Here is a 24,652-nt window from a genome sequence, read left to right as displayed (position 1 = left end):
GATCTGGACGCGCTGCAATACGCCAACGTGCTGTGCAACGAACAGGGCATGGACCCGATCACCTTCGGCGCCACCATCGGCGCGGTGATGGAGCTGTACCAGATGGGCGTGCTGACCCAGGAGCAGCTCGGCATCGACGCCAAGTTCGGCTCGGCGCAGGCACTCGCGCACTTCGCCGAGATCACGGCCAAGGGCGAAGGCTTCGGCATCGAGATCGGCCAGGGCAGCAAGCGCCTGTGTACCAAGTACGGCCACCCCGAGCTGAGCATGACCGTCAAGGGCCAGGAATTCCCGGCCTACGACTCCCGCGGCATCCAGGGCATGGGTCTGACCTACGCCACGTCGAACCGCGGCGCCTGCCACCTGCGTTCGTACACCGTGGCTTCGGAAGTGCTGGGCATCCCGGTCAAGACCGACCCGCTGACGGCGGACGGCAAGCCCGAACTCGTGATGGCCTTCCAGGACGCGACTGCTGCGTTCGACTCGGCCGGCATCTGCATCTTCACCAGCTTTGCCTGGGGCCTGGCCGACGTGCAGCCGCAGGTCGCGGCGGCCTGCGGCGAGGAGTTCACGCTGGAAAACCTGTCACAGATCGGCGAGCGGATCTGGAACTTGGAGCGCGACTTCAACAACCGCGCCGGTTTCACCAGCAAGGACGACACGCTGCCCCCGCGCCTGCTCAACGAGCCGGCCAAGACCGGTCCCGCCAAGGGTCTGGTCAGCAAGCTGCCCGAGATGCTGCCGAAGTACTACGACATCCGCGGCTGGGACGGCGATGGCCAGCTCAAGGCCGCCACGCGCGAGCGCCTGGGGCTGTGACCGGCTTGTGCTGAACTGAACAACAAGGCGGTCTGAGACCGCCTTGTTTTTTTGAAGAGACCGAACATGAAACATGTGATCCTGGGCGCTGGCCCCGCCGGCATCATCGCCGCCGAAACCATCCGCAAGCACGCGCCGAACGACGAGATCGTGGTCATCGGCGACGAGCCGGAAGCGCCGTATTCGCGCATGGCGATTCCCTATCTGCTGATCGGCAAGGTCGGCGAAGAGGGCACCCACCTGCGCCACGGCGAGAACCACTACGCCGCGCTCGGCATCACGCTGCACCGCGCCCGCGCCACGCACGTCGATGTCCAGGGTCGCGCCGTCGATCTGGATGACGGTACCACCGTGGTGTTCGATCGTCTGCTGATCGCTACCGGCTCGTCGCCTGCCTCGCCGCCGATCCCTGGTATCCATGGCCCGGGTGTGCATCCGTGCTGGACCCTGCAGGATGCCCGAGCCATCATGGAACTGGCCCAGCCGGGCGCCAAGGTGCTGCAGATGGGCGCCGGCTTCATCGGCTGCATCATCATGGAGGCGCTGGCGACGCGTGGCGTCGAGCTGACCGTCGTCGAGATGGGCGACCGGATGGTGCCGCGCATGATGGGGCCGACCGCGGGCACGATGATCAAGGACTGGTGCGAGACCAAGAATGTCAAGGTCCACACCGGCGCCCGCGTCGAGGCGATCGAGCGGCCCGCGCCCGGCATCCTCGACAAGCTCGCCGCGATGGCCGGGATCAAGCCGGCGCACAAGGCGGCAGGCATGACCGTGCGGCTGTCCACGGGCGAGTCACTGGCGGCGGACCTGGTCATCAGCGCGACCGGCGTGAAGCCCAACATCGGCTTCCTGAAGGATTCGGGCATCACCTGCTTGGTCGGCGTGCTGACCGACGAGCGCCTGCAGACCAGCGTGCCCGGCATCTACGCGGCCGGCGACTGCGCCGAAGCCTTCGACAAGGTGAGCGGCACCACCATCGTCAGTGCCATCCAGCCCAACGCCGCCGAGCAAGCCCGCGTGGCCGCGCTCAACATGGTCGGCCAGACCCAGGCCACCCTCAAGGGCGTCACGCAGATCAACGTGCTCGACACGCTGGGCATGATCTCCGCGTCGTTCGGCAAGTGGGACGGCGTTCCTGGCGGGCAGCATGTGGAGCTGACGGACCTGCCGGCCGGGCGCCACCTGAGCCTGCAGTTCGACGGCGACCGCCTGATCGGCTGCAACTCGATCGGCTGGACCGAACACGTCGGCGTGATGCGCGGGCTGGTCGAGGGTCAGGTGCGGCTGGGTGAGTGGAAGGACAAGCTCATCGCCGACCCGACGCTGCTGATGGAGGCGTACATCGCCTGTGCGCAGTCGCAGCACCAGTTCGTCGCGGGCAAGTGGTGAGGTCGGGCCTGTGCAGATCACGTTCAAGCTCTACGCTTCGCTGACCGAGTTCCTCCCGGCCGACCGGCGCACCAGCAACTGGATGGCGCTGGAGATCGAACCCGAATCGACCATCGCCACCATCATCGCGCCGTTCAACCTGCCGATGAACCTGGTGCATCTGGTGCTGATCAATGGCGTGTACGTCTACCCTGTGGACCGCGCCACGCGCACGCTGGTCGAGGGCGACGTGCTGGCGATCTGGCCGCCGATCGCGGGCGGCTGAGCCGTGATCGGCCACTACGCCGCCGCGTTCGAGCGCGACCAGGGCTGCACCGAGGCGGAGTGGCTGGCGTGGCTGCCTGGCGCGGTGCGGGGCCACGCGCTGACCTTGCCGGCTTCGGGCGGCGTGGCACGGGTGGACATCGACGGCGGGGTGCTCGACCTGACGTGGCACCCGTTGCCGCCGCGTCAGATCGCCCTCGTGCGGCTGCCGCGGCTGGCGATCGGGTTCCGTTTCACCGGGGTGGACGAGGACGCCCGCCAGCGGTTCATGCGCTATTTCGACCTGTACATGCAGCGCGGCGGCGGCTGAAGCGGTGGCTGCGCGGGCGCGCCCGCGTGCGGTATCGTCGCGGCCATGAAAACCCGCGGCATCCACCTGCAATACACCTTCGGGCCACCCGACCAGCGCGGCGCCGAGATCCAGAATCCCCTGTTCGATCTGCTGAATGCCGTGCGCGAGCATGGCTCCATCCAGCAGGCCGCCAAGGCGCTCGGTGCGTCGTACCGCCACATCTGGGGTTCGCTCAAGCAGTGGGAAGAGGCGATGGGCGAATCGCTCGTCGTCTGGACCCAGGGCCAGCCCGCGCGCCTCACCCCCTTCGCCGACCGCCTGCTGTGGGCCGAAACCCGCGCCCGCACGCGCATGACGCCGCACATCGAGGCCCTGCGCGCCGAGCTGGAGCGGGTGTTGACCGAGGCACTCGATGGCTCGCAGCATGTGCTGACCCTCTACGCCAGCCACGATCTGGCGCTGCCCCACCTGCGCGAGATCGCCAGCAGTGACGAGCGGCTGCACATCGACCTGCGCTTTGCCGGCAGCATCGACGCGCTGCGGGCGCTGGCGGAAGGGCGCTGCCTCGTGGCGGGCTTCCACGTGCCGCGCATCCGCACCGCGGCGCCGCTCTTCTCGCGGGCGCTCAAGCCGCTGCTCAAGCCTGGCCAGCACAAGCTGATCGGCTGCACGCAACGCACCCAGGGTCTGATGGTGGCCCGCGGCAATCCGCTCGGTCTGCACAACCTGGGCGATCTGGCGGGCAGCGCAGCGCGGTTCGTCAACCGGCAGGAAGGCTCGGCCACCCGGCTGCTGACCGACCACCTGCTGCAGCAGGCCGGGGTTGCCCCCAGCGCCATCGCCACCTATTTCGAGCCTTCCGAGGACAGCCACCTCGCGGTCGCTGCGGCCATCGCCAGCGGTGTGGGCGACGTGGGCATGGGCATCGAGGCGGCGGCGAAAGCCTTCGGGCTGGACTTCGTGCCGATCGTGGCCGAGGACTACTTTCTGGTCTGCCTCAAGGATGCGCTGGAACACCCGGCCGTGTTGCGGCTGCGGCAGGTGCTGCAGAGTCCGCGCTGGCAGGCGGCACTGCAGACCCTGCCGGGCTACGAGCGCGCGGCCGAGATTGGCGACGTGCTGTCGCTGACGCGGGCGCTGCCGTGGTGGTCGCTCAAGGGGGCGAAGTCGGCGGGCGTGTCGGTGTTGCGCAAGCAGCCCGGGTTGTCGTCGGCCGCTGACCCAGCAGGCTGACCGTCATGGGTGCCGCGCTGGCAGCGCACACCCCGTGCCGGGAAGCGGTGCCGCCGATCCCACCTTCTTCTGCTGCAACGCAACCCCGTTGCGTACCGCGACCACCTCCGCCACCACCGACACCGCGATTTCTGCTGGCGTCCGGCTGCCGAGGTCCAGCCCGATCGGCCCGTGCAGCCGGTCGATCTCGTCTGCCGAGAGGTCGAACAGCGCCAGCCGCTCTTTGCGCCTGGCGGTGTTGCTGCGCGAGCCAAGCGCACCGATGTAGAACGCGGGCGACTTCAGCGCCTCCAGCAGCACCAGGTCATCGAGCTTCGGATCGTGCGTGACGGCGATCACCGCGCTGTGCGGGTCGAGTTGCAGTTCGATCACGAGGTCGTCGGGCATGGCGGTGCTGAAGGTCGTGCCGGGCACGTCCCAGCCCAGGTGGTACTCCTCGCGCGGGTCGCAGACGATCACCTCGAAATCGAGCATCAGCGCCATCTGCGCCACCGCCCGCGAGAGCTGCCCCGCGCCGATGATCAGCATCCGCCAGCGCGGCCCGAACAGCGCCCGCAGGCGTCGGCCATCGAACGTGAACGCCTCGCCCCGCGCCGTCGGCTCGATCGTCACGGCGGCGGTGTCGAGGTCGAGCACCCGCGCCACCAGCTCGTGCCGCGCCGTGCGGGCCAGCACCTCGTCGATCCACGCGGTGTCGCCCAGCGGCTCCTGCACCAGCCGCAGCGTGCCGCCACACGGCAGGCCGAACCGGGCCGCCTCCTCCTTCGTCACGCCGTAGGTCATCAGCGCGGGGTGGGTGACCCGCTCCTGGCGGCGCACGCGGTCGATCAGGTCGTCCTCGACGCAGCCGCCCGAGACCGAGCCAACCACCTGCGCGTTGTCGCACACTGCCAGCAGCGCGCCGGGTGGCCGTGGCGCCGAACCCCAGGTCTCGATCACCGTCACCAGCCAGACGGCGTGGCCCGCGGCGTGCCAGTCACGCGCCTGTTGAAGCACTTGCAGGTCGAGGCTGTCCATGGGCGGTCTCCTGTGTCACTGGCCGCTCATCGTGTACCCAGAACGCGCTGTTCGTAGACCGGGTAGAGGTGCGCGACATTGCGCGTGTACTCGGTTCGGAACGCCGCCCAGCCCCGGAACTCGGCCGGCACCGGCGCTCGCAGCACCTCGTTCATCTCCAGCCCCTGGCGCGCCCAGGCGCCGAACTGGCGGTCGAGCCACTGCAGGTAACGCCGCGTCTGCGCGATGCCGTCGCGGGCGCCCTCGGGCGTGGTCTGCACCGGCCCGTGGCTCGGCACCAGCGTGCGCAGGTTCAGTGTGTCCAGCGCGTCCAGGCTCTTCAGCCACGGGCCGACCTCGGCGTGCGGTGTCGTCGGAATGCGCTGCACGAACACCAGCCCGCCGACGAAGCCCACGCCGCTCGTGCGGTCGATCAGCACGAGGTCGGACGCCGTGTGGCCGCTGAACTCGCGTAGCTCGAAGGTGCGCGAGCCGACCTGCCAGACGCCGCCGCCCGGTGCCGTCGCGGCGGGCGTGTCGCGGTCAGGTGCCATGGTCTCGGTGCCGAGCATCCAGTCGCCGCAGAGGCGGTACAGGTTGGTCTCGTAGCTGGCGGACTCGCGGGCGATGCCGGCGCGGGTGGTCGGGGTGGCCGAGCGGGGCACGTCGGCGAAGCCTTGGTTGCCGAGGAAGTAGTCGGGGTGGAGGTTCAGATGCACCACCTGCACCACCGGCTCCGTCGTCGTGCGGGCGATCAAGCGGCGCAACTGCTCGCCGTAGCGCCGGCTCGGGCCGGTGTTGACCACGACGACGCCCGCGCCCGTGGTGATGAAACCGGTGTTGATGATGTTGCAGCCGTTGGCGAGCGTGAAGTCGTCGTTGGCACCCTCGACCACGTACACGCCCTCGGCCAATGCCCGTGCGCTCAGGCCGTGGTCGAAGCGGGCGAGGTCCACCTGGGGCGGTGCGGCGAACACCAGCGCCGGCACGGCCGCCAGCAGCGTCAGCACCACGGCCAGCACGAAGGTCTGCAGCCAGACGGAGGTGGATTTCGTCATGTGGGCGCTCCCTCACTCCATCCGGGCATCGATGCGGTTGCCGTTGTTGTCCGTGCCGACCAGCCGCAGCGGGCCGGCGGGCTTGGCGGGGAAATCGAACGAAAACACCGGGTTCTCGCTCACCGGCTCGAAGGTCTGCAGCCGCAGCAACTCCACGTCCCGCCCGTCGCGCACCGACAGCCGGTTGACGTAGAACGCCGGGATGCCGCCGACCAGCCCGGTGTCCATCGGGTGCATCACCTTCAGCCGCAGCCGGGAACCTGAACCCACCGCCGCCGTCGCCTCGCCCGGAATCGGCGTCGCGTCGAACACCCGGGCGCTGACGAGGCCGAGCGTCTGCGTCCACGAACCGTCCTTGCGCGTCGCCCCGGACACCGTGCAGCCGCCGCCGGTCGAGTCCACCAGCGTGCCGCCGACGTGCCAGACGCCATCCGCCGTCCGGGCCGCGGCGCGCACCGGGCTGGCCTGCTCCAGCTTGAAGCGGAACGACACGCTCGGCAGCGCGCTCATCGGCTGGTACTCCAGCACCTTGCGGATCGGGTTGCGATCGACCAGCACGACGATGCGGTCCACGCCCGGCAGGTCCGTCACCGACACCGTGATCGGCACGTTCATCGGGTCTTCCGCGAACGCCGGGCCGCGCACCTGCACCCGCGCGTCGAACACGGTCTTCGCGTCGGCGCCGAGGTATTCCTTGCGCATGTCCACCCAGGGATGCGACTGGTACGGATCGCCCTCGAACGGGTCCGGGGCCGTCGCTGCCGTGGCGTGGACGAGCCACAGCGACAGCAGCGCGGCGATCAGGGAACGGTGACGGGTTCGCCGCATGTGGAGGTGCTCCGGTTCAGAATCGCCGCAGGTAGCGCAGCGAGACCAGGGCGCTGCGGGGCGCACCCGGTTCGAAGTAGCGACCATTGGCGTCGTTGACGACCACGCTGCCGACGACGCGCCGCCCGGCGACGTTGTCGAGGCGCGCCAGCAGTTGCAGCGAACCCGCCTCATCGACGCGCCACAGGTGGCTGTAGCGCAGGTTGAACAGGCCGTGACCCCCGGCGTGGTCGGTGTTGGTGTCGTTCACCACCGTGCGGCCCTGGGCACGCCACTCGATCGCGGTTTCGGCGTCGGCGCTCCACGGCGCGGTCCACGCCAGCTCGGCGTAGGCGGAGGCGGGCTGCGTGCCGGCGATGCGGTTGCCGGCGGGGACGGTGGTGGTGTTGGTCGCGGCGGTCAGCGTGCAGGGGATGGCGGTGCAGGTGCGGAAAGCGTCGGCGTACTGCGCGTGCAGCAGCGTCACGGCCATCTGCGCCCGCAGCCCCGGCATGACGCGCCAGCCCGCTCCGAATTCGGCGCCGAAGCGTTCGGTGCGGCCGACGTTGCGGAACGAGGAGCGTCCGCCCGCGTTGGTGGCCACGCCGATCTCCTGGTCGGTGTCGATGCGGAACACGGTGGCGTCCAGCGACAAGCCCCCCTCGCGCCACTTCGCGCCGAGTTCGATCTGGCGGCTGGTCTGCGCCTGCAGGTCGGTGTTGAAGCCGCTGTTGCCGTCCGGGCGGTAGGCGAGTTCGCCCAGCGTCGGCGACTCGTGGCCCCGCGACGCCGCCGCGTGCAGCGTCAGCGCCGAACTGGCCCGCCAGCGCAGCCCCGCCACCGGGTTGGCGTAGCGGTAGTCGAGCGCCCCCGAGTCGTCGCCGTTGCTCAGGTACGCATCGCTCACCCGCAGCCGCACCCGCCCGCTGCGCACGCCCAGGCTCGCCTGCCAGTCGTCGGCCACGGCCCAGTCGGCCTGCGCGTAGACCTCGCGGGTGTCGGCGCGGTTGGTCTCGTTGCGGCGCAGCGTGCCTTGGACGCCGAGCGCGGTGGGGGTCGCGGCGGGGCCGGTGTAGTTGTTGTAGCCGCGGCGGTCGTCGGTCTGCCGCTCGACGTTGACGCCCGTGGTCAGGTCCACGGTGTCCCAGTGCCACAGCGCCCGCGCATCGACGCCGTTGTACTGCCGGTCGAAGTCCACCAGCCCGCCGCCGTGGCGGACGTTGGCCTGCGTGGCGGGGGCGATGGCGAGGAACTGCATGACGCCGCGTGACCCGGTGTAGCCGCTCACCTGCGTGCGCGACAGCGGGCCGGCGTCGGTGAACTGGTGGCTCCAGCTCGCGCCGGCCTGGGTCTGGCGGATGACCTTGCGGGTGCCGTATTGCGCGGCCTCGGGCGTGGTCTGGTCCGGGTTGGCCGCGAACTGGGCGCGGGTCAGGCCGAGCGGGTCGGTGGCGGTCTGGTTCTGGTCGCTGACGGTGAGGGTCACGCGGTCGTGTTCGCCTTTCCAGCCGAGGCGGGCGGTGGCGAGCTGGCGGTCGGCGTCGCTCTGGGGCCGGAAGCCGTCGATCGACAGGCGCGACAGGCTGGCCGACACGTCGAAGCCGTCCCCCAGCGGCGCGGCCACCGACACGCGGCCCTGGCGCAGGCCGAAGCTGCCGGCATCGACGCCGACCTCGAACTGCCGCTCGCGCACCGGCTTCGAGAACAGCGCGATCACGCCGCCCGACGCGTTGCCGTACAGCGCCGAGAACGGCCCGCGCAGCACCTCGACCCGCTCGGCCCCAGCGAGGTCGAAATGGGCGACCTGGCCCTGGCCGTCGGGCATGGACGCGGGGATGCCATCCGCGTAGAGCCGCAGCCCGCGCACGCCGAAGCCGGCCCGTGCGCCGAAGCCGCGCGAGCTGATCTGCAGGTCTTGCGCGTAGTTGTTCCGATTCGCCACCACCAGCCCCGGCACCCGCGCCATCGACTCGGACAGGTTGACCATCGGGCCGCCGTTGCGCAGCGCCTCCGCATTGACCGAGGTGATGGCGTAGGGCACGTCGGTGAGCTTGCGCTCGCGGGTCGAGCCGGTGACGACGACGGTCTCCAGCGCGGTGTCGGCCGTGGGGGTCTGAGCGAGGGCGTGGGGTGCGTGCAGGCCCGACAGCAGGCAGGCGAGGGCGGCCAGCGCCGTCGGACGCAGGCGTGGGTGCAGCAGGGGCGAAGCGGAGTGGGTGGTCGGGGTCATGGCAGGGACAAGGGTTCAGTTTGGCGGTGTACCTGCGTGGCCCGGGGCGGGGCCAGTCGGCATTAACCCGGTCTGACCGGGAGATTGCGCCAGAAAGTGACACCTCCAGTTCCGGTTCAAGTTCCCGCCTGCCGGAACCGATAAGAACGAGAACCTTTCCTGGAGCGGGGCTGTAAGCCGCCTCGGACGACCATGCATGCAACCCGAACGCTCACCGCGCTGATGTGCCTTGCGCTGATTTCCCCCGTGGCGCTGGGGCAGAACGCTGGCGGTGTGCGGGCACTGGCGGATCTGTCGCTGGAAGACCTGATGCGCGTCGAGGTCGTCACCGCCAGCCGCGGCAGCGACCGGCTCGGCGACGTGGCTGCCGCCGTGTTCGTGATCACGCGGGACGACATCCTGCGCACCGGCGTGCGCTCGCTGCCCGAGGCGTTGCGGCTGGCGCCGGGGGTGGACGTGGCACGGCTGTCGGGGGCGCAATGGGCGGTGGGCGTCCGGGGCGACGCGGGGCGGTTCTCCAACAAGCTGCAGGTGCTGGTCGATGGACGCAGCATCTACTCGCCACTGTTCTCCGGCGTGATGTGGGAGACCCAGCGCGTGCCGCTGGCCGACATCGAGCGCATCGAGATCATCCGCGGCCCGGCCGGAGCGGTCTGGGGCGCCAACGCCGTCAACGGGGTCATCAACATCATCACCCGGCGTGCCCAGGACAGCCTGGGCACGCGCACCGAGGTGGAGCTGGGCAGCGAAGGCGCTGCCGTCCTGCATGGCAGTCGCAGCACCGGTTCGGCCCAGTCGGGCGCCTGGCGTGTGTACGCGCAGGCTGATGGCACCGGTCCTTCGTCCGAGCCGGGTGGCGGTGCGGCCAACGATGCCTCGCAGGTCAGCACGGCGGGTCTGCGCTACGACCGCGATCTCGACGCCCACACCCAGGTCACTGCGCAGGCGCAGGTACTGCGCTCGCAGGTCCACGACACGCGGCTGCGGCCGGTGGTGGTGGCGCCGTATGTGCTGCAGTCGCCGACCATGCAGTTATTCGAGCGTGTCCATGCCCACGGTGTGCTGACGCACCGGCTGGCCGAACACTCCCAGCTCACGGTGTCGGGACTGGTTGCGTTCGAATCGGGGGAAGAGCGCGGTTCGCAGAGCGTGGAGAGCCACACCACCGATGTCGAGGTCTCCCACGCCTTCCAGCCCTTCGGCGCGGCACACCAGATCACCTGGGGCGCGGGAGCACGCCTGTACGAGGACCACAACGAGACCCAGGGCATCGGTCGCTTCGACCCGGCGCGGCGCAGCATGCTGGACTGGCGCCTGTTTGCACAGGACCGCTGGGTCGGGGTCGATGAGCGACTCTCGGTGGTGGGCGGCTTGCGGCTGGACCACACCTACTTTGCCGGCACGCGCAGCCAGCCCAGTCTGGCCGTGGCCTGGAAGCAGACACCGGCCACGACGCTGTGGTCCTCGCTGTCCCAGGCCATCCGCGTGCCATCGCGTGGCGAAGAGGATGCCGATCTGGCCGTGGCCGTGGTTCCGCCGGGGATGGCGGGCAATCCGCTGCCGGTGTTGCTGCGCTCCGGTTCGGATGCGCCGACGCTGGTCGAATCGGTGAGCGCACTGCAGTTGGGTCTGCGCAGCCGGATCAACGACCGGCTGGTGCTGGACGCAACGCTGTTCCGCCAGTTCTACGACCCGCTGGGCTTTCGCTCCACGGTGCCTGTCAACCCGCAGGTGGTGATGGCGCCGACGCCGTACATCGATGCCTCCATCGGTCGGGTCGCGGGCCATGCGGTGGCGAAGGGGCTGGAGCTGTCCGTCGATTGGCGCCCGGTGCCCTCGCTGCGACACCAACTGGGCTACACGCTGCTGAACACCGAGATGCCGATGGCCCTGGCCGGCAACGGCAACAGCAGTGCCCTGTCCCGCAGTCCCCGCCACCTGCTGACGCTGCGCCTGTCCTATGACGTGTCGCCCTACCTGAGCGTGGACGCCTGGACCCGCTACACCAGCCAGCGTGGCAGCGACAGCACACTGGCCAGCTACACACCGGCCCGCACGGCGCTGGATCTGAGTGCGCGCTGGTCGGTGGCGCGCTCTGTGGTGGTGAGCGCGCGGGCCTACAACCTGGGCGGGCCGCGCCGGGTCGAGATCCAGCCCGATCTGGGCTACTCGACACCGGTGGAAACCCGTCCCGGCGTCGGTCTGCGTCTCGAAGTCAGCCACTGAGCGCGGGTCTGGGACCGGGCATGACCAGCGCCATCCATGTGATTGTCTGCCGATCGCTTCGGCCGCCCGCCGCCAGGGTGGTGTGTGCTGTTGTCCTGGGTCTGCTGGGCGTGGTGGGCGTGCAGGATGTGGCCGAGGCGGCGCCGGACGAATCGGCAGTGCAGGCCGCGTTCGTGCTGAACTTCGCCAAATTCACCGAGTGGCCACCCGCGGGCACGGCCACGCGCCAGGCGGCGATGCAGCTCTGCCAGTTCGGTGCGCGCGAGGAGCTGTCGCTGGCTTTCCGGGCGCTGGAGGGGCGGCTGTTGCAGGGCGCGCCGCTCCAGTGGCGCAAGGTGGGTCGGCCGGACGAGGTGCGCGGTTGCCATGTGCTGTTCGTGGCGGAGCCGGGTCTGTCGCTGGCGTCGCTGGGCGGGCAGCCGGTGCTCACGGTCAGCGACCTGCCGGGCTTTGCGCAGCAAGGCGGGGTGATCGGGCTGGTGCGCCAGAGTGGCCGGTTGCGTTTCGAGGTCAACCGGGGTGCCGCACAGACCGCCGGGTTGCGCTTGTCGGCCGATCTGCTGACGTTGGCAACGAGCGTGCTCGACGGGCCTGTGCGGCGGGAGGGTGCGCTGTGATCCGCGCCGTGGTGGTTCGCATGTTGCAAGACTTGCGCCTGCGCACCAAGCTGCGCCTGGTGGTGATCGCCTCGACGCTGATGGCCTCGCTGCTGCTGTTCGCGGTGGTGACGCTGCTGGAATACAACGACTCGCGCCACCGGGTCGAGGAGCGGGCGCAGGGGTTGGCGCGGGTGCTGGCGCAGAACCTGCGCGCGCCACTGTCCTTTGAAGATCCGACCGCCGCACACCGCGTGCTGGACGGGCTGGGTGTCGTGCCCGAGGTGCGCTGGGCGGCGCTGCTGGATGCGCATGCGGTGGTGTTCGCCTCCCACGCGGCCAAGGCGCAGACCGTGCCGTCGGCCTTCGAGATCGGTCGCCGCACGGCGGGCGCTGCCGATGCCCGCAGTGCGCTGGTCTACACGGTCGAGCTAGTCCGCCTGGACGGGAACGTCGTGGGGCAACTGGTGGTCTGCACCGACGCTTCGCCGGCCTTCAGCGCCACGCTGGCACGGGCGGCGCTGGTGCTGCTGGGGGCGGCGGTCATCGGCTTGCTGGCCAGCGCGGCGGCGGTCAAGGTGCAGGACGCCATGGTCGAGCCGATCGCCGGGCTGGCCGAGGTGATGGACGACGTGTCGCGCACCCACGTCTATGTCACCCGCGTCAGCACCCGGCGCCGCGATGAGGTCGGGGCGCTCTACGATGGCTTCAACCGCCTGCTGGGCGAGCTGGAGTCCCGCGATGTGGTGCTGCAGCGCCAGCAGGCCCGCCTGTTCACGCTCGCCCATGTGGACGCCGTGACGGGTCTGAGCAACCGGCACCACTTCCGGCTGATGCTCGACGAGGCACTGATCCACTTGTCCGGCCATCCCTTCGCCATCCTGTGCCTGGACCTGGACCGCTTCAAGACGGTCAACGACGCCCTGGGCCACGATGTCGGCGATCAACTGCTGACGCTGGTCGGGGAGCGCCTGAAATCGGTGTCGCGCGATGGGGATCTGGTGGCGCGGCTGGGCGGGGACGAGTTCGCCATGGTCCTGCGCGGGCTGGCCGATCCCCAGGAGGTGCAGCGCATCGCCGACCGCGTGCTCGCCGCCCTGTGTACCGCGGTGGACATCGCGGGCTTGACCGTGCCGATGGGTGTCAGCGTGGGGATTGCGCTGGTGCCCCGCGATGGCGACCAGCCCGAGCAGTTGCTCAAGAACGCCGACCTGGCGCTGTACGCGGCGAAGGCGGGCGGGCGGGGGCGGGCCTGTTTCTATGACGCGGCGATGAGCGCCGGGGTGGTGCGGCGGCTGCAACTGGAGCGGGCGCTGCGCTCGGCGATCACGCTGGAGCAGCTCTCGGTGGTCTACCAGCCGCAGGTCGATCTGGTCAGCCGGGCCGTCACGGGGTTCGAGGCGCTGGTGCGCTGGCGGCACCCGGAGCTGGGCGAGGTGCGCCCGGACGAGTTCATCGCCGTGGCGGAGGACGCTGGCTTGATCAACGACATCGGCGCGTGGGTGCTGGAGCGGGCGTGCCAGGTCGCCTGTACCTGGCCGCCGCACCTGTCGGTGGCGGTGAACCTCTCGGCCGTGCAGGTGATGACGCAGGATCTGCCGCAACTGATCGGGCGGGTGCTGGCGACCACCGGGCTGCCGGCGGAGCGGCTGGAGGTGGAGATCACCGAGTCCGTGCTGCTCAATGAGACCGAGGCCACCCTGGCGCAGCTCCACGGCCTGAACCGGCTGGGCGTGCGGATTGCGCTGGACGATTTCGGCACCGGGTACTCGTCGATGGCCTACCTGCGGCGCTTCCCGTTCGACAAGCTCAAGATCGACCGCTGTTTCGTCAAGGCGCTGACCACCGAAGCGGACGCGCGCGTGATCGTCCACGCCATCATCGACATGGCGGCCGGGCTGCACATGACGACGCTGGCGGAGGGTGTGGAGTGCGAGGCCGAGATGGCGGCGCTGCTGGAGGAGGGCTGCGCCGCGGTCCAGGGGTATCTGGTGGCACGGCCGCTGCGGGTCGAGGCGGTCGCGCCCTTCCTGCGGGATTGGGCAGCGTCACAGCGTGCAACTGCGGAAGCCGGTCAAGCCGTGGTGGTCCTCGGGTAGGCGGTGCTGGCGGTGGCGCGCGTCGCGCAGCCGTGCCCGCGTCACCGTCGCCCCGCCGCGCAGCACGCGGTGCTGCCCGCAGGCGGCCAGGAATGCGGTCCGCTGCGGCAGGTTGCAGTCACCCAGGTCCGGCTCCAGCGCGGTCAGCCGGTCGGCCGTCCATTCCCAGACCTCGCCCCAGTGGAAACCGCGGCTGCCCAGGCGCTCGGCGGCGTGGGTCCACTCGACCTCGCTGGGCAGGCGCCTGCCCGCCCAGCGGCACCACGCCTGCGCCTCGTGCAGGTTGACGTGGACGACAGGGTGGTGCGGGTGGATGCGCACCGCGCGGCCGAACCGCGTTTGCGTCAAGCCGTCGTGGGGGTCTTCCACCATCGCCGGGCCGCTGCGCTGCTGCTGGCAGACCCAGTTCCAGCCCGCCGGACTCCACCAGCGCGACTGCCGGTAGCCGCCGTCCGCCACGAATTCCAGGAATTGCTGCCAGCACACCGGCTGCGCGTCGATGTCGTGGTCGGGGCAGGAGTCCAGACGCCGGCCGCGCTCGCTCTCGAAGACGTAGCCACCCTCCTCGGGCGTGATGCCGATGTGCCAGTGCCCACCGGCCACCGCCAGCGGCTGGTGCGGTACCCGGACGCCTGGTGCCGTGTCCTCCGGCAGCGGCACATCGAGCATCTGCGCGGCCTCGATCAGCCGCTCGGCCTGCTGGTCTTCGCGGAACAGCGCATCGCGGAAGAAGTAAAGCGCGTCGTCCTGCTCGGGCGTCTCCATCAGCCGCTCCAGCGTCACCTCCAGCGTCTCGGCGAGGTAATGCCGCACCGTGGCCGCAGGGGGCAGATCGCCACTGCCACGCTCGACCGGCAGCCGCAGGCGCTGGTCCCACCACCGGTCGGCACGCGGGTCGATCGAGGCCAGCCGGATGCCGCGTGCATCGCAGCGCCGACCGCGGTGGCGCTGCACGTTGCGCGCCACCCAGACTTCCTGCAGCCAGCCCAGCCGACCGAGCCACCACAGCGGCGAGCCTTGCAGCGGCGGTGGCGTGCCGTCGAGTGCGTCGGGCCGGGCGGCGTCCTCGAACGCGGCAAACAGGCGCAGGCTGCGGTTGCGGGCGTCGATCAGGGCCAGCGACAGCAACTCGCGCCCGGCATGGCGCATCGTCACCGGGTGGTCAAGGTCTGCGGCGGGCGTGAGCATCGTGGACAGGCCAGGGAGGGAAGGCATGGCGACGATTGTGAACTTGTTCACGGTATTCGGCGATGCCCGCCCCACACCTGACCGGGCGGGTGGCGCGCCCTGCGTCCGAGGGGACGCTCAGGTGGTGCGTCCGACGATCGACGCGGTGGCGATCAGCTCTTCCAGCATGGCCAGCGAGGCCCGCCCCGAGACGCAGAACGGATCGAGCACCGGCCGGTCGCTGTACTTCAGCACGATGGACGGATTGATGCGCGCCAGGTTGACCTGCCCCATGGTCCAGCCAGAAAAGCGCCGCTCGGTGATTTCCTCGTAGTGCAAGACCACCACGTCGTGGTGGCGGCGGTCGCGCACGATGGCGTTGTAGAGCGCGTTCACCGTGTCGCGCCCGCCCTCGATCACCTGCATGAAAACGTTGCCACTGTGGCAGAGGATGCCGGTGATGCCGAGCGCCGGGTTGTGGGCGCGCGACTGGGCGAGGATCGCATCGATCACCTCGGGCGTGACCGCGTCGGCGCGGCTCGCATACAGCAGACGGACGAGCATGGGGTTTCAGCCTTTGCGGTGGGTGACGAGGGCGAGGAATTCGCGGCGCAGATTCGGGTCTTTCAGGAAGGAGCCGCGCATGACGCTGTTGACCATCTTGGAGTCCAGGTCCTTGACACCGCGCCAGCCCATGCAGAAATGGTCGGCTTCCATGATGACGGCCAGCCCGTCGGGTTGCATCTTGTCGTTCAGCAAATCGGCCACCTGGGTGACGGCTTCCTCCTGGATCTGCGGGCGCGACATGATCCACTCGGCCAGACGCGCGTACTTCGACAGGCCGATCAGCGCCGAATGCGCGTTGGGCATCACGCCGATCCAGAGCTTGCCGATGATGGGGCAGAGGTGGTGCGAGCAGGCGCTGCGCACGGTGATCGGGCCGACGATCATCAGCTCGTTGAGGTGCTCGACGTTGGGAAACTGCGTCACCGGCGGCTGCGGCACGTAGCGGCCACGGAACACCTCCTGCAGGTACATCTTGGCCACGCGGCGGGCGGTGTCCTGGGTGTTGTGGTCGCTGTCGGTGTCGATCACCAGGCTGTCGAGCACACCGGCCAGCTTGCCCTGCACCTCGTCGAGCAGGGCGTCCAGTTCGCCCGGCTGGATGAACTCGGCGATGTTGTCGTTGGCGTGGAAGCGGCGGTGCGCGGCCTGGATGCGGGCGCGGATGACAGCGGACATCGGGCGCCCGGCGTCCGCAGTGTCTGTCTCGTGGGCACCGGCCACGGTGGGCGCTGGGAATTCGGTGGGGCTGTTCATCGTGCAGTGGGCATCCGGAGTGGTCGGAAATCGTAGCAGGCCAAGGTTTTTCCTGCGCAAAGCGGGTTGCGCATGGATTAACCCGGACAAATCCACAACATTGCCGGTGGGTCGGACTAAGGGTTTGCAAGAATGGACGCACTGGAATGGAACCCAAGGAGCCTCCATGTCGCGTCCTCCGCTGATCGGCATTTCCGCCCGCATCTATTTTCCCAACACGCCGGTGGCCGATCTGGGCGGTGTCTTCACCCGCACGCTGCACTACCTGGAGCAGTCGGTGGCGCACTGGGTGCTCGGCGGGCGGGCGCTGGCGGTGATGATCCCGGCCATCGAGAGCGACGGCATGATCGAGCGCAGCCAGATGAGCCTGTCCGAGTACGCCAGCCACCTCGACGGCCTGGTGCTGCAAGGTGGCAACGACATCGCGCCCGAGAGCTACGGCGAAACCCCGCTGCGCCCCGAGTGGAGCGGCGACCGCATCCGCGACCGCTACGAGATCGACCTGTTCGAGGCGTTCGTGGCCGCGGGCAAGCCGGTGTTGGGCATCTGCCGGGGCTGCCAGCTCATCAACGTGGCCCTCGGCGGCACGCTCTACCAGGACATCCCCACCCAGGCGCCATCTTCCGTGCGCCACCTGCACCTGGAACAGTACGATCAGCAGTTCCATGCGATGGACATCGTGCCGGGGACACGGCTGTCGGCGCTCTATCCCGGCGTGACCACGTCCGTCATCAACTCGATCCACCACCAGGCGGTGAAAGACCTGGGCCGCAACCTCACGGTCGAGGCCCGCGCCCAGCCGGACGGGCTGGTGGAAGCCATCCGCTGGAACGGGCCGAGCTATGTCTTCGGCATGCAGTGGCACCCGGAGTTCATGGCCCAGCAAGTGCGGGACGCAGCCCAGTTCGATGGACAGCCGATCCTGTCGGATTTCCTGGCCGCGTGTCTGCGCCGGCGGGGTTGAAGCAGGGGTATGGCGGTGGATCGACCTGTTACAACTTGAAAGTGATGTGTTCCTGCGGATTTCGGTTCACCCTGTCGATACAGGGTAATCGACGGCCTTGGCGTGAAAAACGATGTGGTACCGCTCCGTGATTCGGGGGGTGTGCTGCAATTTCGCGTGAATTTATGTCAGGATTTGATGTTTTCACAGTTTTCTTGAGCATCGTTCTTGACAACAAAGGCGCCGAACCTACGGCGTTTCGCGGGATAGCATGAAATTATCAATTCAAGACAAACGCGGGGGTGCTTGACCATGGCCGACATGCAAGCAACCCGACGCCGGGCGGCTGTGGCCGTGTTCTCGGACCTGCTCGACGAGGGCGCCCTCACCGAGGCGCTTTGGCTCCAGCACGAATCGATGCGCGGCGAGAACGTCTCGGACATCATTTCGTTCGTGGACACGGTGGCGCAGCGCAACCTGCTGGACGTGGCCTCCGTCAAGCGGCTCTACAACGGCTTCTACAAGGCACTGCGCGAGCCTTCCGAACGTTTGCCGCTAGATCCCTGGCCGGCCATGCAAGCCGCCCGCGCGGCCACCCGCCCACCCGCTCCGCCCCCGGCTCCCGTGGCGCCACCGGCTGCGCCGACCGTGGCTCCGGTGACCAATCCGGTGGCCGTGGCGATGGCTGCAGCGCAGGCGGTCGCACCGCAGCAGGTGCCTGTCTCGGAGGAGCCGCCGGTCGTGTTCGGCGCGCTCATGCGGGCGGTCGTGGCCGAGGTGTACCAGCACCACCGCGAGGCACTGGACGAGGTGCGCAAGGACGCGTTGCAGCGGTTGGACGACGCAATGGCCGCCCCCGCCCTGCGCCAGCAGTTCCGCAGCGGCTGGAGCCGCGCCCTGCAGCACGACTGGCAGTTGCCCGGCACGCACGCCGAGCTGGCCGAGCTGACCCGCGTGGTGTATCTGGCGCTGGGCGATGCGTTTGGTCGTGCGGGGGCTGACCAGGTGCTCAAGCGCGGCCTGGAGGTGGCCGAAACTGTCCCGGAAGCCAAAGCATTTTCGCCCCGCCGTCTGCTGGCCACGATCAAGGGCCTGCGCATCTGAGCCGATCCGAACGGCCTGTGTGCGTGGCGCCACTGCACCGCACGGCCTTCGCCATGACCACAGCGCCGCGTGTGCGGGCGACCCGATCGCCCGCTGCGGCAGGAGAACAGCATGTCCAATCTGCAGGACGCCCGTGACACCGCTGCCGACACCGGCACCGACGACGGCTACCACGACGCCGCCCCGATGACCGCGCAGGAGCGCAAGGTCATCCTCGCCTCCTCGCTCGGCACCATCTTCGAGTGGTACGACTTCTACCTCTACGGCGCACTGGCCGCCATCATCGCCAAGCAGTTCTTCACGGCATTGGAGCCGACCTCGGCCTTCATCTTCGCGCTGCTGGCGTTTGCCGCTGGCTTCATCGTGCGACCGATCGGTGCCGTGGTCTTCGGTGGTCTGGGCGACATGGTCGGGCGCAAGTACACCTTCCTGGCGACCATCGTGATCATGGGCATCTCGACGGCGCTGGTGGCCGTGCTGCCGTCCTACAGCACGGCTGGCGCCTTCGCCCCGATCGCGCTGGTGCTGCTGCGCATGCTGCAGGGTCTGGCACTCGGTGGCGAGTACGGCGGTGCGGCCATCTACGTGGCCGAGCACGCGCCCCAGAACCGCCGCGGTGCCTACACGGCCTGGGTGCAGACGACGGCCACGGTCGGCCTGTTCCTGTCGCTGATCGTGATCCTGGTCACGCGCAGCGTGCTGGGCGAGGCGGCGTTTGCCGACTGGGGCTGGCGCGTGCCGTTCGGCTTGTCGGCGGTGATGCTGGCCGCGTCGCTGTGGATCCGCCTGTCGATGAGCGAGTCGCCGGCCTTCCGCAAGATGCAGGAAGAGGGCAAGACCTCCAAGGCGCCGCTGGCCGAGTGCTTCGGGCAGTGGAAGAACCTCAAGATCATCGTGCTGGCGCTGTTCGGGCTGGTGGCGGGTCAGGCGGTGGTCTGGTACACGGGGCAGTTCTACGCGCTGTTCTTCCTCACCGGCGTGCTCAAGGTCGATCCGACGACGGCCAACATCCTGGTCGCCATCGCGCTGCTGATCGGCACGCCGTTCTTCGTGGTCTTCGGCACGCTGTCGGACAAGATCGGTCGCAAGCCGATCATCATGGCCGGCCTGCTGATCGCCTGTCTGGCGTATTTCCCGCTGTTCAAGCTGCTGACCGCGCTGGCCAACCCGGATCTCGCGGCGGCGCAGGAGCGGGTGCAGATCATCGTCAAGGCCGACCCGATGACCTGCTCCTTCCAGGGCAGCCCGGTCGCCAAGGAGACCGACTTCACCTCCGCGTGCGACATCGCCAAGCGTGCGCTGGCCCAACTGGCCGCCAGCTACACCAACGAGGCGCTGCCGTCGGGTTCCTCCACCGAGATCCACATCGGTGGCACGGTCCTGGCACCGCCGAATGGGCATTTGACCCCCGAGGGGGATCGTTTCCAGACGGACAGCCTGTTCGAGATCGCGCATTTCCGCAAGGAGCTGCTGCCCGATGTGCTCAAGACGGCGGGTTATCCGGTGAAGGCCGATCCGGCCAAGATCAACCACGTCGGTGTGGTGGCAGTGCTGGTGGTGCTGATGCTGCTGGTGACGATGGTCTACGGCCCGATCGCCGCGACGCTGGTCGAGATGTTCCCGACCCGCATCCGCTACACCTCGATGAGCTTGCCCTACCACATCGGCAACGGCTGGTTCGGGGGGCTGATGCCGACCATCGCTTTCGCGATGGTGGCCCAGAACGGCGACATGTACCACGGACTCTGGTACCCGATCGGCGTGGCCGCACTGACCTTCGTGGTCGGCATGCTGTTCATCCGCGAGACCAAGGACGTGGACATCTACGCCAAGTTCCTCTACTGGCACCCGAACCGGATGCGCAAGTAGTCCTGGCTCCAGGCCCATCGCCGGGCGGTCGAGGTCGGGGATACTGCGGTCTTCTGCCACGACCGCCGCTGCCCGCTCCTGCACATGTCCTTGCCCCTGTCCCCGACCCTGACCTGGACCGAATCCGGTCATGTTCACACCGCACGCTGGAGGTCCGAGAACGGTGCGGTGCTGCCCCGGCGTGTCGTGGTGGCCGATGACCAGACCCGCGCCGACGATGCCCTGAAGCTGGCGCGGGAAGGGGGCGTGCTGCTGTGGCGGGGCGATTTCCAGAGCGCCCGGCTGCTGCTGCAGGCGATGGGCCGACGGCTCGACCGCACGGGCGCACGGGCTGCTTCCACGTCATCGTCACCGGCACCGGAGACGCCAGCCGGTGCTGCTGTTCCCGCCGAGGCGTTCCACCGCCACCGGCTGGCGCAGGCGCAGCGGTCGCGGCTGCTGTCGGCGGTCACGGTCCTGCTCGAAGCCGACTACGCCATTGCCTTGCGCCGAGCACCCGATCTGCGCCTGGCGTGCGCAGAGGCGTATGGCGCACCGGACGGGCAGGCGAGCGTGGTCTCCCTGCGCGAGCTGCTCGGTCTCGTGGGCGCCCACGAGTGGCGCAAGAAGGGGGTGCCGATCGCGGCTGCGGGCGGGCGCATCCATGCCCACTACGGCGTCTTCTCTCCGGTGCGCGGCGAATACATCGACCTCGTCGCCGCCGCGCCCCTGCCATCACAGGCGCTGGCGTTCGACATCGGTACCGGCACGGGCGTGCTCGCGGCGGTGCTGGCACAGCGGGGCGTACAGCGGATCGTCGCGACCGAACTCGATGACCGCGCGCTGGCCTGTGCCGCCGACAATCTGCAACGCCTGGGCCATGCCGGGCAGGTCGAGCTGGTGAAGGCGGATCTGTTTCCGCCAGGCCGGGCGCCACTGGTCGTCTGCAATCCGCCGTGGCTGCCGGGCAAGCCGAGTTCCTCGATCGAACACGCCATCTACGACCCGGACAGCCGGATGCTGCGGGGTTTCCTGCACGGGCTGTCCGAACATCTGACGCCGGGTGGACAGGGCTGGCTGGTGTTGTCGGATCTGGCCGAGCACTTGGGGCTGCGCCGGCGCGCCGAGTTGCTGGCGTGGATCGACCAGGCGGGGCTGCGTGTGCTGGCGTGTCCGACCATCCGTCCGCGGCACCCGAAGGCGGGCGATGCCGGCGATGTGCTGCACGCAGCCCGGTCAGCGGAAGTGACCGCGCTGTGGCAACTGGTTGCCAAGGCGTGAAGCGTGAAAAATGGAGTGGGGGAGGGTGACGAGCCTGAACCCTGGCACTGGAGGCTAACGGTTAGGGCTGCTTCGTTCCCGACCTGACCCGTTTGGCCGCGCCCCCATGCAGGGAGGCCCGTCACCGGTGATTGTAATCGACTTGGCCGAGTGGCTGTGTCGAATGCGGTTCTGTGCGATTATTGAATTCCTGTTACAGCTTTCAGGGCTGTCATTCCTCGATGAAGAACACCGAACGCCAGATCGTCGATCTCGGAGACGACGTTGAACGCATTGCCGCGATCCGCAAGATCCGCAAGTTGATGGACTTCTGGCGCATCTCGCCGGCGGAGCTGCGGGGGCGCCCGATCGCCGTGCCGCGCCCGTCCGCAGCGGCAGAGGTGCGCTACCGCCATCCCGTGACCCTGGAGGTCTGGGATGGCCGCGGCACGCAACCGCAGTGGCTGCGCGAGGCGTTGACCAAGGAAGGCTATACCGTGGACGAATTGCGTCCCGCCACACCGTTGCAGCAGTAGGCGACACGGCCGACGGGCTGCGGACTGCAGGTGCCGGTCACGGCTCCCTGGTCCTGAACGGATTTCGCTCCCGCAAGTCGCCCACGTACGCTTCGATCCCCGCTGTTTCCTCGTCCAGGAACCGTGCCACCGCATCCGCGAACCCCGGGTGCCGCAGCCAGTGCGCCGAGGTGGTCTTCACCGGCAGCAGCCCGCGTGCCATCTTGTGTTCCCCCTGCGCACCGCCCTCGAAGCGCACGTAGCGTTCACGGACACACCAGTCCAGCGGTTCGTGGTAACAGGCGGCGAAATGCAGGTGCGCCACCGACTCCGTGCAGCCCCAGTAGCGCCCATAAGCCACACGCTGCGCCGGATCAAGCGCCACCAGCGATGCGGCGACCCGCTCCCCGGCGCGCCGGGCGACGAACAGCAGCCAGTGCTCGGGCATCGTGCGTGCCACCTCGGCCCAGAACGCCCGTGTCAGGTAGGGCGTCGAGCGGTGTTCGCGGTAGGTGGTGTCGTAGCACTGGTAGAAATAATCCCAGTCCGCTGCCGTGATCTCCGTACCCCGCAGCACGTCGAACGTCACGCCCGCCTCGCGCACGTAGCGCCGCTCCTGCTGGACCTTCTTGCGCTTGTCGCGGGTCAGGCTGGCCAGGAAATCGGCGAAGTCGGCATACGGCTCGGGCGTGCGGTTCGACCAGTGGAACTGCACGCCCTCGCGCAACAACCAGCCTTGGGCCTGCGCCGCTGCACGGTCGGCGTCGTCGAGGAAGAGCAGGTGCGCCGACGACAGCCCCTGGTCGCGGGCAAAGGTCTCGATGCCCTGCAGCAGCGTGGCCCGCGCCGCGTCCGAGCGCGCCAACAAGCGACTCCCTGGCACCGGCGTGAACGGCACGGCGCCGAGCAGCTTCGGGTAATACCGCTGCCCGGCCCGCTGCCACGCCTCCGCCCACGCCCAGTCGAAGACGTATTCGCCGTAGGAATGGCTTTTCAGGTAGAGCGCGGCGGCGGCGGCGAGCGTGCCGTCTTCGGCGGTCAGCGTCATGAAGACGGGTTGCCAGCCGGTGCGGGTGACGGCGCTGCCGCTGCGGTGCAGCGCGGCGAGGAAGGCGTGGCGCAGGAAGGGCGTCGGCGTCGGGCATGCGGCAAGCAGCGCGTCCCAGGCGGCGGCGTCGAGCGTGGTGGGGTTGTCGTGCAGGGTGAGCGTGGGGGTCATCGCGGCAGCGTCTCCACGTCGAACGCCACGAGGTTGCGCTCCACCCGGCTGAACTCGACGCCGATCAGGTGAATGGGTTCGCCCCGGTCGCGGTACTTCTCGGCGTAGCCCTTGGCCTTGATCTGCGCCAGCGCCTTGCCCTCGGGCACGAGTTCCACCACCTTGAACTCGAACACCCACACCGCCCCGCAGGTCAGCACCACCATGTCGATGCGGCCCTTGTTCGTCGTGTCCTCCACCCGGATGTCCAGACCCAGCGCGGCAAAGTGGCTGTAGAACACGCTGGCCCAGTAGCCCTCGAACTGCGCGAGCGGGCTGTTGCGGTACCAGTCGTTGGGGATGCTGGCGAAGAATGCATGGAACAACTCACGCAGAGGCAGCGGATCACCCAGCTCCAGCAGATCCCACAGCCGGCTGATCTGCGGCCCCGGCACCGACACGCCGCCCGCGAGCTGCTGCAGCAGCACGTCGTTCAGGCTGGACTGGACCTCCTGGTTCGGGTACTTCAACTGCAGGTCGAGTCGGCCGGGGCGGCGGTGTTCGGAGGCGATCGTCAGGTATCCGGCCTGGAACATCAGCGATTCGGTCGGGATCGTGTCCACGTCGAAGGTGGAGAGGATGGACTCGGTGCTCACCAGCCGGCCCAGGTCGGGCGTGAACTGCTGTCGATCGGTCAGGAGCTTGACGAGGAAGGTGGGCGTGCCGGTCTCGAACCAGTACGACATGAACTCCCGGTTCTGGAACAGCAGCAGCACGTCGAAGGGGTTGTAGACCGACTCGCCGCGCCAGTTGTAGCCGTTGTACCAGCGCCGGATCTCGTCGCGGTCGAGTCCGGGGAGTTCCGGCGCGAACACGGTGTCAATGTCGGTGTCCGTGTAGCCGCACAGCGAACTCCAGCGCGGCACGATCGTGATGTCCTGCAAGTGGTTCAACCCCGAGAACAAGCTCACCTTGCTGAACTTGCTCACCCCCGTCAGGAACACGAACTTCAGGTGCGCATCCGCATCCTTCAGCACCGAGTACAGGTTCTTCAGCCCCTCGCGCATCTCGCGGGCGCGGTCGGGGTGCTCGATGTTGTCCAGGATCGGCTTGTCGTACTCGTCGATCAGCACGACGACGCCGGTGCCGGTCTGCGCGTGCAGGTGCCGGATCAGCGTCTCCAGCCGCCCGCCCATGCTCTGGTGCTGGACCTTCAGGCCGAGCGGCCCGGTGTAGACATCGAGCAGTTCGGCGATGCGCTGGTCCAGCTCCACCCGGTCGCGCA

At 68.9% G+C, this 24,652-nt stretch carries 22 protein-coding genes and 1 other RNA gene; 13 read left to right on the top strand and 10 right to left on the bottom strand.

The features are described 5' to 3' along the window. The 5 genes from QZW52_RS11765 to QZW52_RS11745 all read left to right on the top strand — a co-directional run. On the top strand, positions 1-819 hold an 819-nt coding region (locus tag QZW52_RS11765; RefSeq protein ID WP_293998899.1), incomplete at its 5' end, for an aldehyde ferredoxin oxidoreductase C-terminal domain-containing protein. 66 nt (positions 820-885) lie between these two features. Further along, positions 886-2,211: an NAD(P)/FAD-dependent oxidoreductase gene (locus QZW52_RS11760; protein WP_293998897.1), complete on the top strand. Its 1,326-nt coding sequence runs from the start codon at positions 886-888 to the stop codon at positions 2,209-2,211. Positions 2,212-2,221: 10 nt separating this feature from the next. Further along, on the top strand, positions 2,222-2,476 hold the full coding sequence (gene thiS / locus QZW52_RS11755; RefSeq protein ID WP_293998894.1) for a sulfur carrier protein ThiS: 255 nt from the start codon (positions 2,222-2,224) through the stop codon (positions 2,474-2,476). A gap of 3 nt (positions 2,477-2,479) precedes the next feature. Next, positions 2,480-2,785: a hypothetical protein gene (locus QZW52_RS11750; RefSeq protein ID WP_293998891.1), complete on the top strand. Its 306-nt coding sequence runs from the start codon at positions 2,480-2,482 to the stop codon at positions 2,783-2,785. A gap of 45 nt (positions 2,786-2,830) precedes the next feature. Next, on the top strand, positions 2,831-4,000 hold the full coding sequence (locus QZW52_RS11745; RefSeq protein WP_293998888.1) for a substrate-binding domain-containing protein: 1,170 nt from the start codon (positions 2,831-2,833) through the stop codon (positions 3,998-4,000). 3 nt (positions 4,001-4,003) lie between these two features. On the opposite strand, the gene QZW52_RS11740 is transcribed toward QZW52_RS11745, so the two are convergent. The 4 genes from QZW52_RS11740 to QZW52_RS11725 are packed head-to-tail and all read right to left on the bottom strand — an operon-like array spanning position 4,004 to position 9,091. Then, positions 4,004-5,017 carry an XdhC family protein gene (locus QZW52_RS11740; RefSeq protein WP_293998885.1) on the bottom strand — a complete coding sequence of 338 codons (1,014 nt, stop codon included), beginning with the start codon at positions 5,015-5,017 and terminating at the stop codon, positions 4,004-4,006. A 26-nt stretch (positions 5,018-5,043) separates the two neighbouring features. Further along, a complete protein-coding gene (locus QZW52_RS11735; protein ID WP_293998882.1) occupies positions 5,044-6,054 on the bottom strand; it encodes a quinoprotein relay system zinc metallohydrolase 1 in 1,011 nt (336 codons plus the stop codon). Positions 6,055-6,066: 12 nt separating this feature from the next. Continuing rightward, positions 6,067-6,882 (bottom strand): quinoprotein dehydrogenase-associated SoxYZ-like carrier, encoded by an 816-nt coding sequence (locus tag QZW52_RS11730; protein ID WP_293998879.1) that lies wholly within the window; start codon positions 6,880-6,882, stop codon positions 6,067-6,069. A gap of 16 nt (positions 6,883-6,898) precedes the next feature. Further along, positions 6,899-9,091 (bottom strand): TonB-dependent receptor family protein, encoded by a 2,193-nt coding sequence (locus QZW52_RS11725; RefSeq protein ID WP_293998876.1) that lies wholly within the window; start codon positions 9,089-9,091, stop codon positions 6,899-6,901. 192 nt (positions 9,092-9,283) lie between these two features. On the opposite strand from QZW52_RS11725, the gene QZW52_RS11720 reads away from it, so the two are divergent. From QZW52_RS11720 to QZW52_RS11710, 3 genes are all read left to right on the top strand, one after another. Further along, complete coding sequence (locus QZW52_RS11720) at positions 9,284-11,317, top strand: TonB-dependent receptor plug domain-containing protein (RefSeq protein WP_293998873.1); 2,034 nt, start codon at positions 9,284-9,286, stop codon at positions 11,315-11,317. Positions 11,318-11,397: 80 nt separating this feature from the next. Then, complete coding sequence (locus QZW52_RS11715) at positions 11,398-11,934, top strand: YfiR family protein (protein ID WP_293998870.1); 537 nt, start codon at positions 11,398-11,400, stop codon at positions 11,932-11,934. 20 nt (positions 11,935-11,954) lie between these two features. Beyond that, on the top strand, positions 11,955-14,012 hold the full coding sequence (locus tag QZW52_RS11710) for a putative bifunctional diguanylate cyclase/phosphodiesterase (protein ID WP_293998867.1): 2,058 nt from the start codon (positions 11,955-11,957) through the stop codon (positions 14,010-14,012). On the opposite strand, the gene QZW52_RS11705 is transcribed toward QZW52_RS11710, so the two are convergent. From QZW52_RS11705 to folE, 3 genes are all read right to left on the bottom strand, one after another. After that, a complete protein-coding gene (locus QZW52_RS11705; RefSeq protein ID WP_293998864.1) occupies positions 13,962-15,227 on the bottom strand; it encodes an SUMF1/EgtB/PvdO family nonheme iron enzyme in 1,266 nt (421 codons plus the stop codon). The genes QZW52_RS11710 and QZW52_RS11705 overlap by 51 nt on opposite strands. A 90-nt stretch (positions 15,228-15,317) precedes the next feature. Further along, complete coding sequence (locus tag QZW52_RS11700; protein ID WP_293998861.1) at positions 15,318-15,743, bottom strand: BLUF domain-containing protein; 426 nt, start codon at positions 15,741-15,743, stop codon at positions 15,318-15,320. A 6-nt stretch (positions 15,744-15,749) separates the two neighbouring features. Then, complete coding sequence (gene folE, locus QZW52_RS11695; protein WP_293998903.1) at positions 15,750-16,421, bottom strand: GTP cyclohydrolase I; 672 nt, start codon at positions 16,419-16,421, stop codon at positions 15,750-15,752. A 244-nt stretch (positions 16,422-16,665) separates the two neighbouring features. Between folE and QZW52_RS11690 the strand changes: the two genes are divergently transcribed. The 4 genes from QZW52_RS11690 (at position 16,666) to QZW52_RS11675 (ending at position 21,675) form a co-directional block, all read left to right on the top strand. Beyond that, positions 16,666-17,463 (top strand): gamma-glutamyl-gamma-aminobutyrate hydrolase family protein, encoded by a 798-nt coding sequence (locus tag QZW52_RS11690; protein WP_293998859.1) that lies wholly within the window; start codon positions 16,666-16,668, stop codon positions 17,461-17,463. A gap of 300 nt (positions 17,464-17,763) precedes the next feature. Continuing rightward, positions 17,764-18,546 carry a hypothetical protein gene (locus QZW52_RS11685; protein WP_293998856.1) on the top strand — a complete coding sequence of 261 codons (783 nt, stop codon included), beginning with the start codon at positions 17,764-17,766 and terminating at the stop codon, positions 18,544-18,546. A 186-nt stretch (positions 18,547-18,732) separates the two neighbouring features. Beyond that, positions 18,733-20,415, top strand: a complete 1,683-nt coding sequence (locus QZW52_RS11680; RefSeq protein ID WP_293998901.1) for an MFS transporter — start codon at positions 18,733-18,735, stop codon at positions 20,413-20,415. A 90-nt stretch (positions 20,416-20,505) separates the two neighbouring features. Continuing rightward, positions 20,506-21,675 (top strand): methyltransferase, encoded by a 1,170-nt coding sequence (locus tag QZW52_RS11675; RefSeq protein ID WP_434738322.1) that lies wholly within the window; start codon positions 20,506-20,508, stop codon positions 21,673-21,675. A gap of 24 nt (positions 21,676-21,699) precedes the next feature. On the opposite strand, the gene ffs is transcribed toward QZW52_RS11675, so the two are convergent. After that, positions 21,700-21,798, bottom strand: an RNA gene (gene ffs, locus QZW52_RS11670) — signal recognition particle sRNA small type. 98 nt (positions 21,799-21,896) lie between these two features. Between ffs and QZW52_RS11665 the strand changes: the two genes are divergently transcribed. Then, the gene (locus tag QZW52_RS11665) at positions 21,897-22,190 is read left to right on the top strand and encodes an H-NS histone family protein (protein ID WP_293998853.1); all 294 of its coding nucleotides are present in this window, start codon (positions 21,897-21,899) and stop codon (positions 22,188-22,190) included. Between the two features lie 37 nt (positions 22,191-22,227). Here QZW52_RS11665 and QZW52_RS11660 read toward each other — a convergent pair whose 3' ends face one another. Beyond that, positions 22,228-23,388, bottom strand: a complete 1,161-nt coding sequence (locus QZW52_RS11660) for a GNAT family N-acetyltransferase (protein WP_293998851.1) — start codon at positions 23,386-23,388, stop codon at positions 22,228-22,230. Beyond that, on the bottom strand, positions 23,385-24,652 hold a 1,268-nt coding region (locus QZW52_RS11655), incomplete at its 5' end, for an AAA family ATPase (RefSeq protein WP_293998850.1). The genes QZW52_RS11660 and QZW52_RS11655, both read right to left, overlap by 4 nt.

This window comes from Sphaerotilus sp. (assembly GCF_013299175.1).
Taxonomy (GTDB): Bacteria; Pseudomonadota; Gammaproteobacteria; order Burkholderiales; family Burkholderiaceae_C; genus Sphaerotilus.
Note: the sequence above shows the minus strand (reverse complement) of the source record. Positions and strands in the feature narration are given on the sequence as shown.

Bases quoted from the DNA above. Each gene is read 5' to 3' on its own strand.
- QZW52_RS11760 (WP_293998897.1), top strand. From the start codon at position 886: ATGAAACATGTGATCCTGGGCGCTGGCCCCGCCGGCATCATCGCCGCC.
- QZW52_RS11745 (WP_293998888.1), top strand. From the start codon at position 2,831: ATGAAAACCCGCGGCATCCACCTGCAATACACCTTCGGGCCACCCGAC.
- QZW52_RS11740 (WP_293998885.1), bottom strand. From the start codon at position 5,017: ATGGACAGCCTCGACCTGCAAGTGCTTCAACAGGCGCGTGACTGGCAC.
- QZW52_RS11735 (WP_293998882.1), bottom strand. From the start codon at position 6,054: ATGACGAAATCCACCTCCGTCTGGCTGCAGACCTTCGTGCTGGCCGTG.
- QZW52_RS11730 (WP_293998879.1), bottom strand. From the start codon at position 6,882: ATGCGGCGAACCCGTCACCGTTCCCTGATCGCCGCGCTGCTGTCGCTG.
- QZW52_RS11725 (WP_293998876.1), bottom strand. From the start codon at position 9,091: ATGACCCCGACCACCCACTCCGCTTCGCCCCTGCTGCACCCACGCCTG.
- QZW52_RS11720 (WP_293998873.1), top strand. From the start codon at position 9,284: ATGCATGCAACCCGAACGCTCACCGCGCTGATGTGCCTTGCGCTGATT.
- QZW52_RS11710 (WP_293998867.1), top strand. From the start codon at position 11,955: ATGTTGCAAGACTTGCGCCTGCGCACCAAGCTGCGCCTGGTGGTGATC.
- QZW52_RS11705 (WP_293998864.1), bottom strand. From the start codon at position 15,227: ATGCCTTCCCTCCCTGGCCTGTCCACGATGCTCACGCCCGCCGCAGAC.
- QZW52_RS11700 (WP_293998861.1), bottom strand. From the start codon at position 15,743: ATGCTCGTCCGTCTGCTGTATGCGAGCCGCGCCGACGCGGTCACGCCC.
- folE (WP_293998903.1), bottom strand. From the start codon at position 16,421: ATGTCCGCTGTCATCCGCGCCCGCATCCAGGCCGCGCACCGCCGCTTC.
- QZW52_RS11690 (WP_293998859.1), top strand. From the start codon at position 16,666: ATGTCGCGTCCTCCGCTGATCGGCATTTCCGCCCGCATCTATTTTCCC.
- QZW52_RS11685 (WP_293998856.1), top strand. From the start codon at position 17,764: ATGCAAGCAACCCGACGCCGGGCGGCTGTGGCCGTGTTCTCGGACCTG.
- QZW52_RS11680 (WP_293998901.1), top strand. From the start codon at position 18,733: ATGACCGCGCAGGAGCGCAAGGTCATCCTCGCCTCCTCGCTCGGCACC.
- QZW52_RS11665 (WP_293998853.1), top strand. From the start codon at position 21,897: ATGAAGAACACCGAACGCCAGATCGTCGATCTCGGAGACGACGTTGAA.
- QZW52_RS11660 (WP_293998851.1), bottom strand. From the start codon at position 23,388: ATGACCCCCACGCTCACCCTGCACGACAACCCCACCACGCTCGACGCC.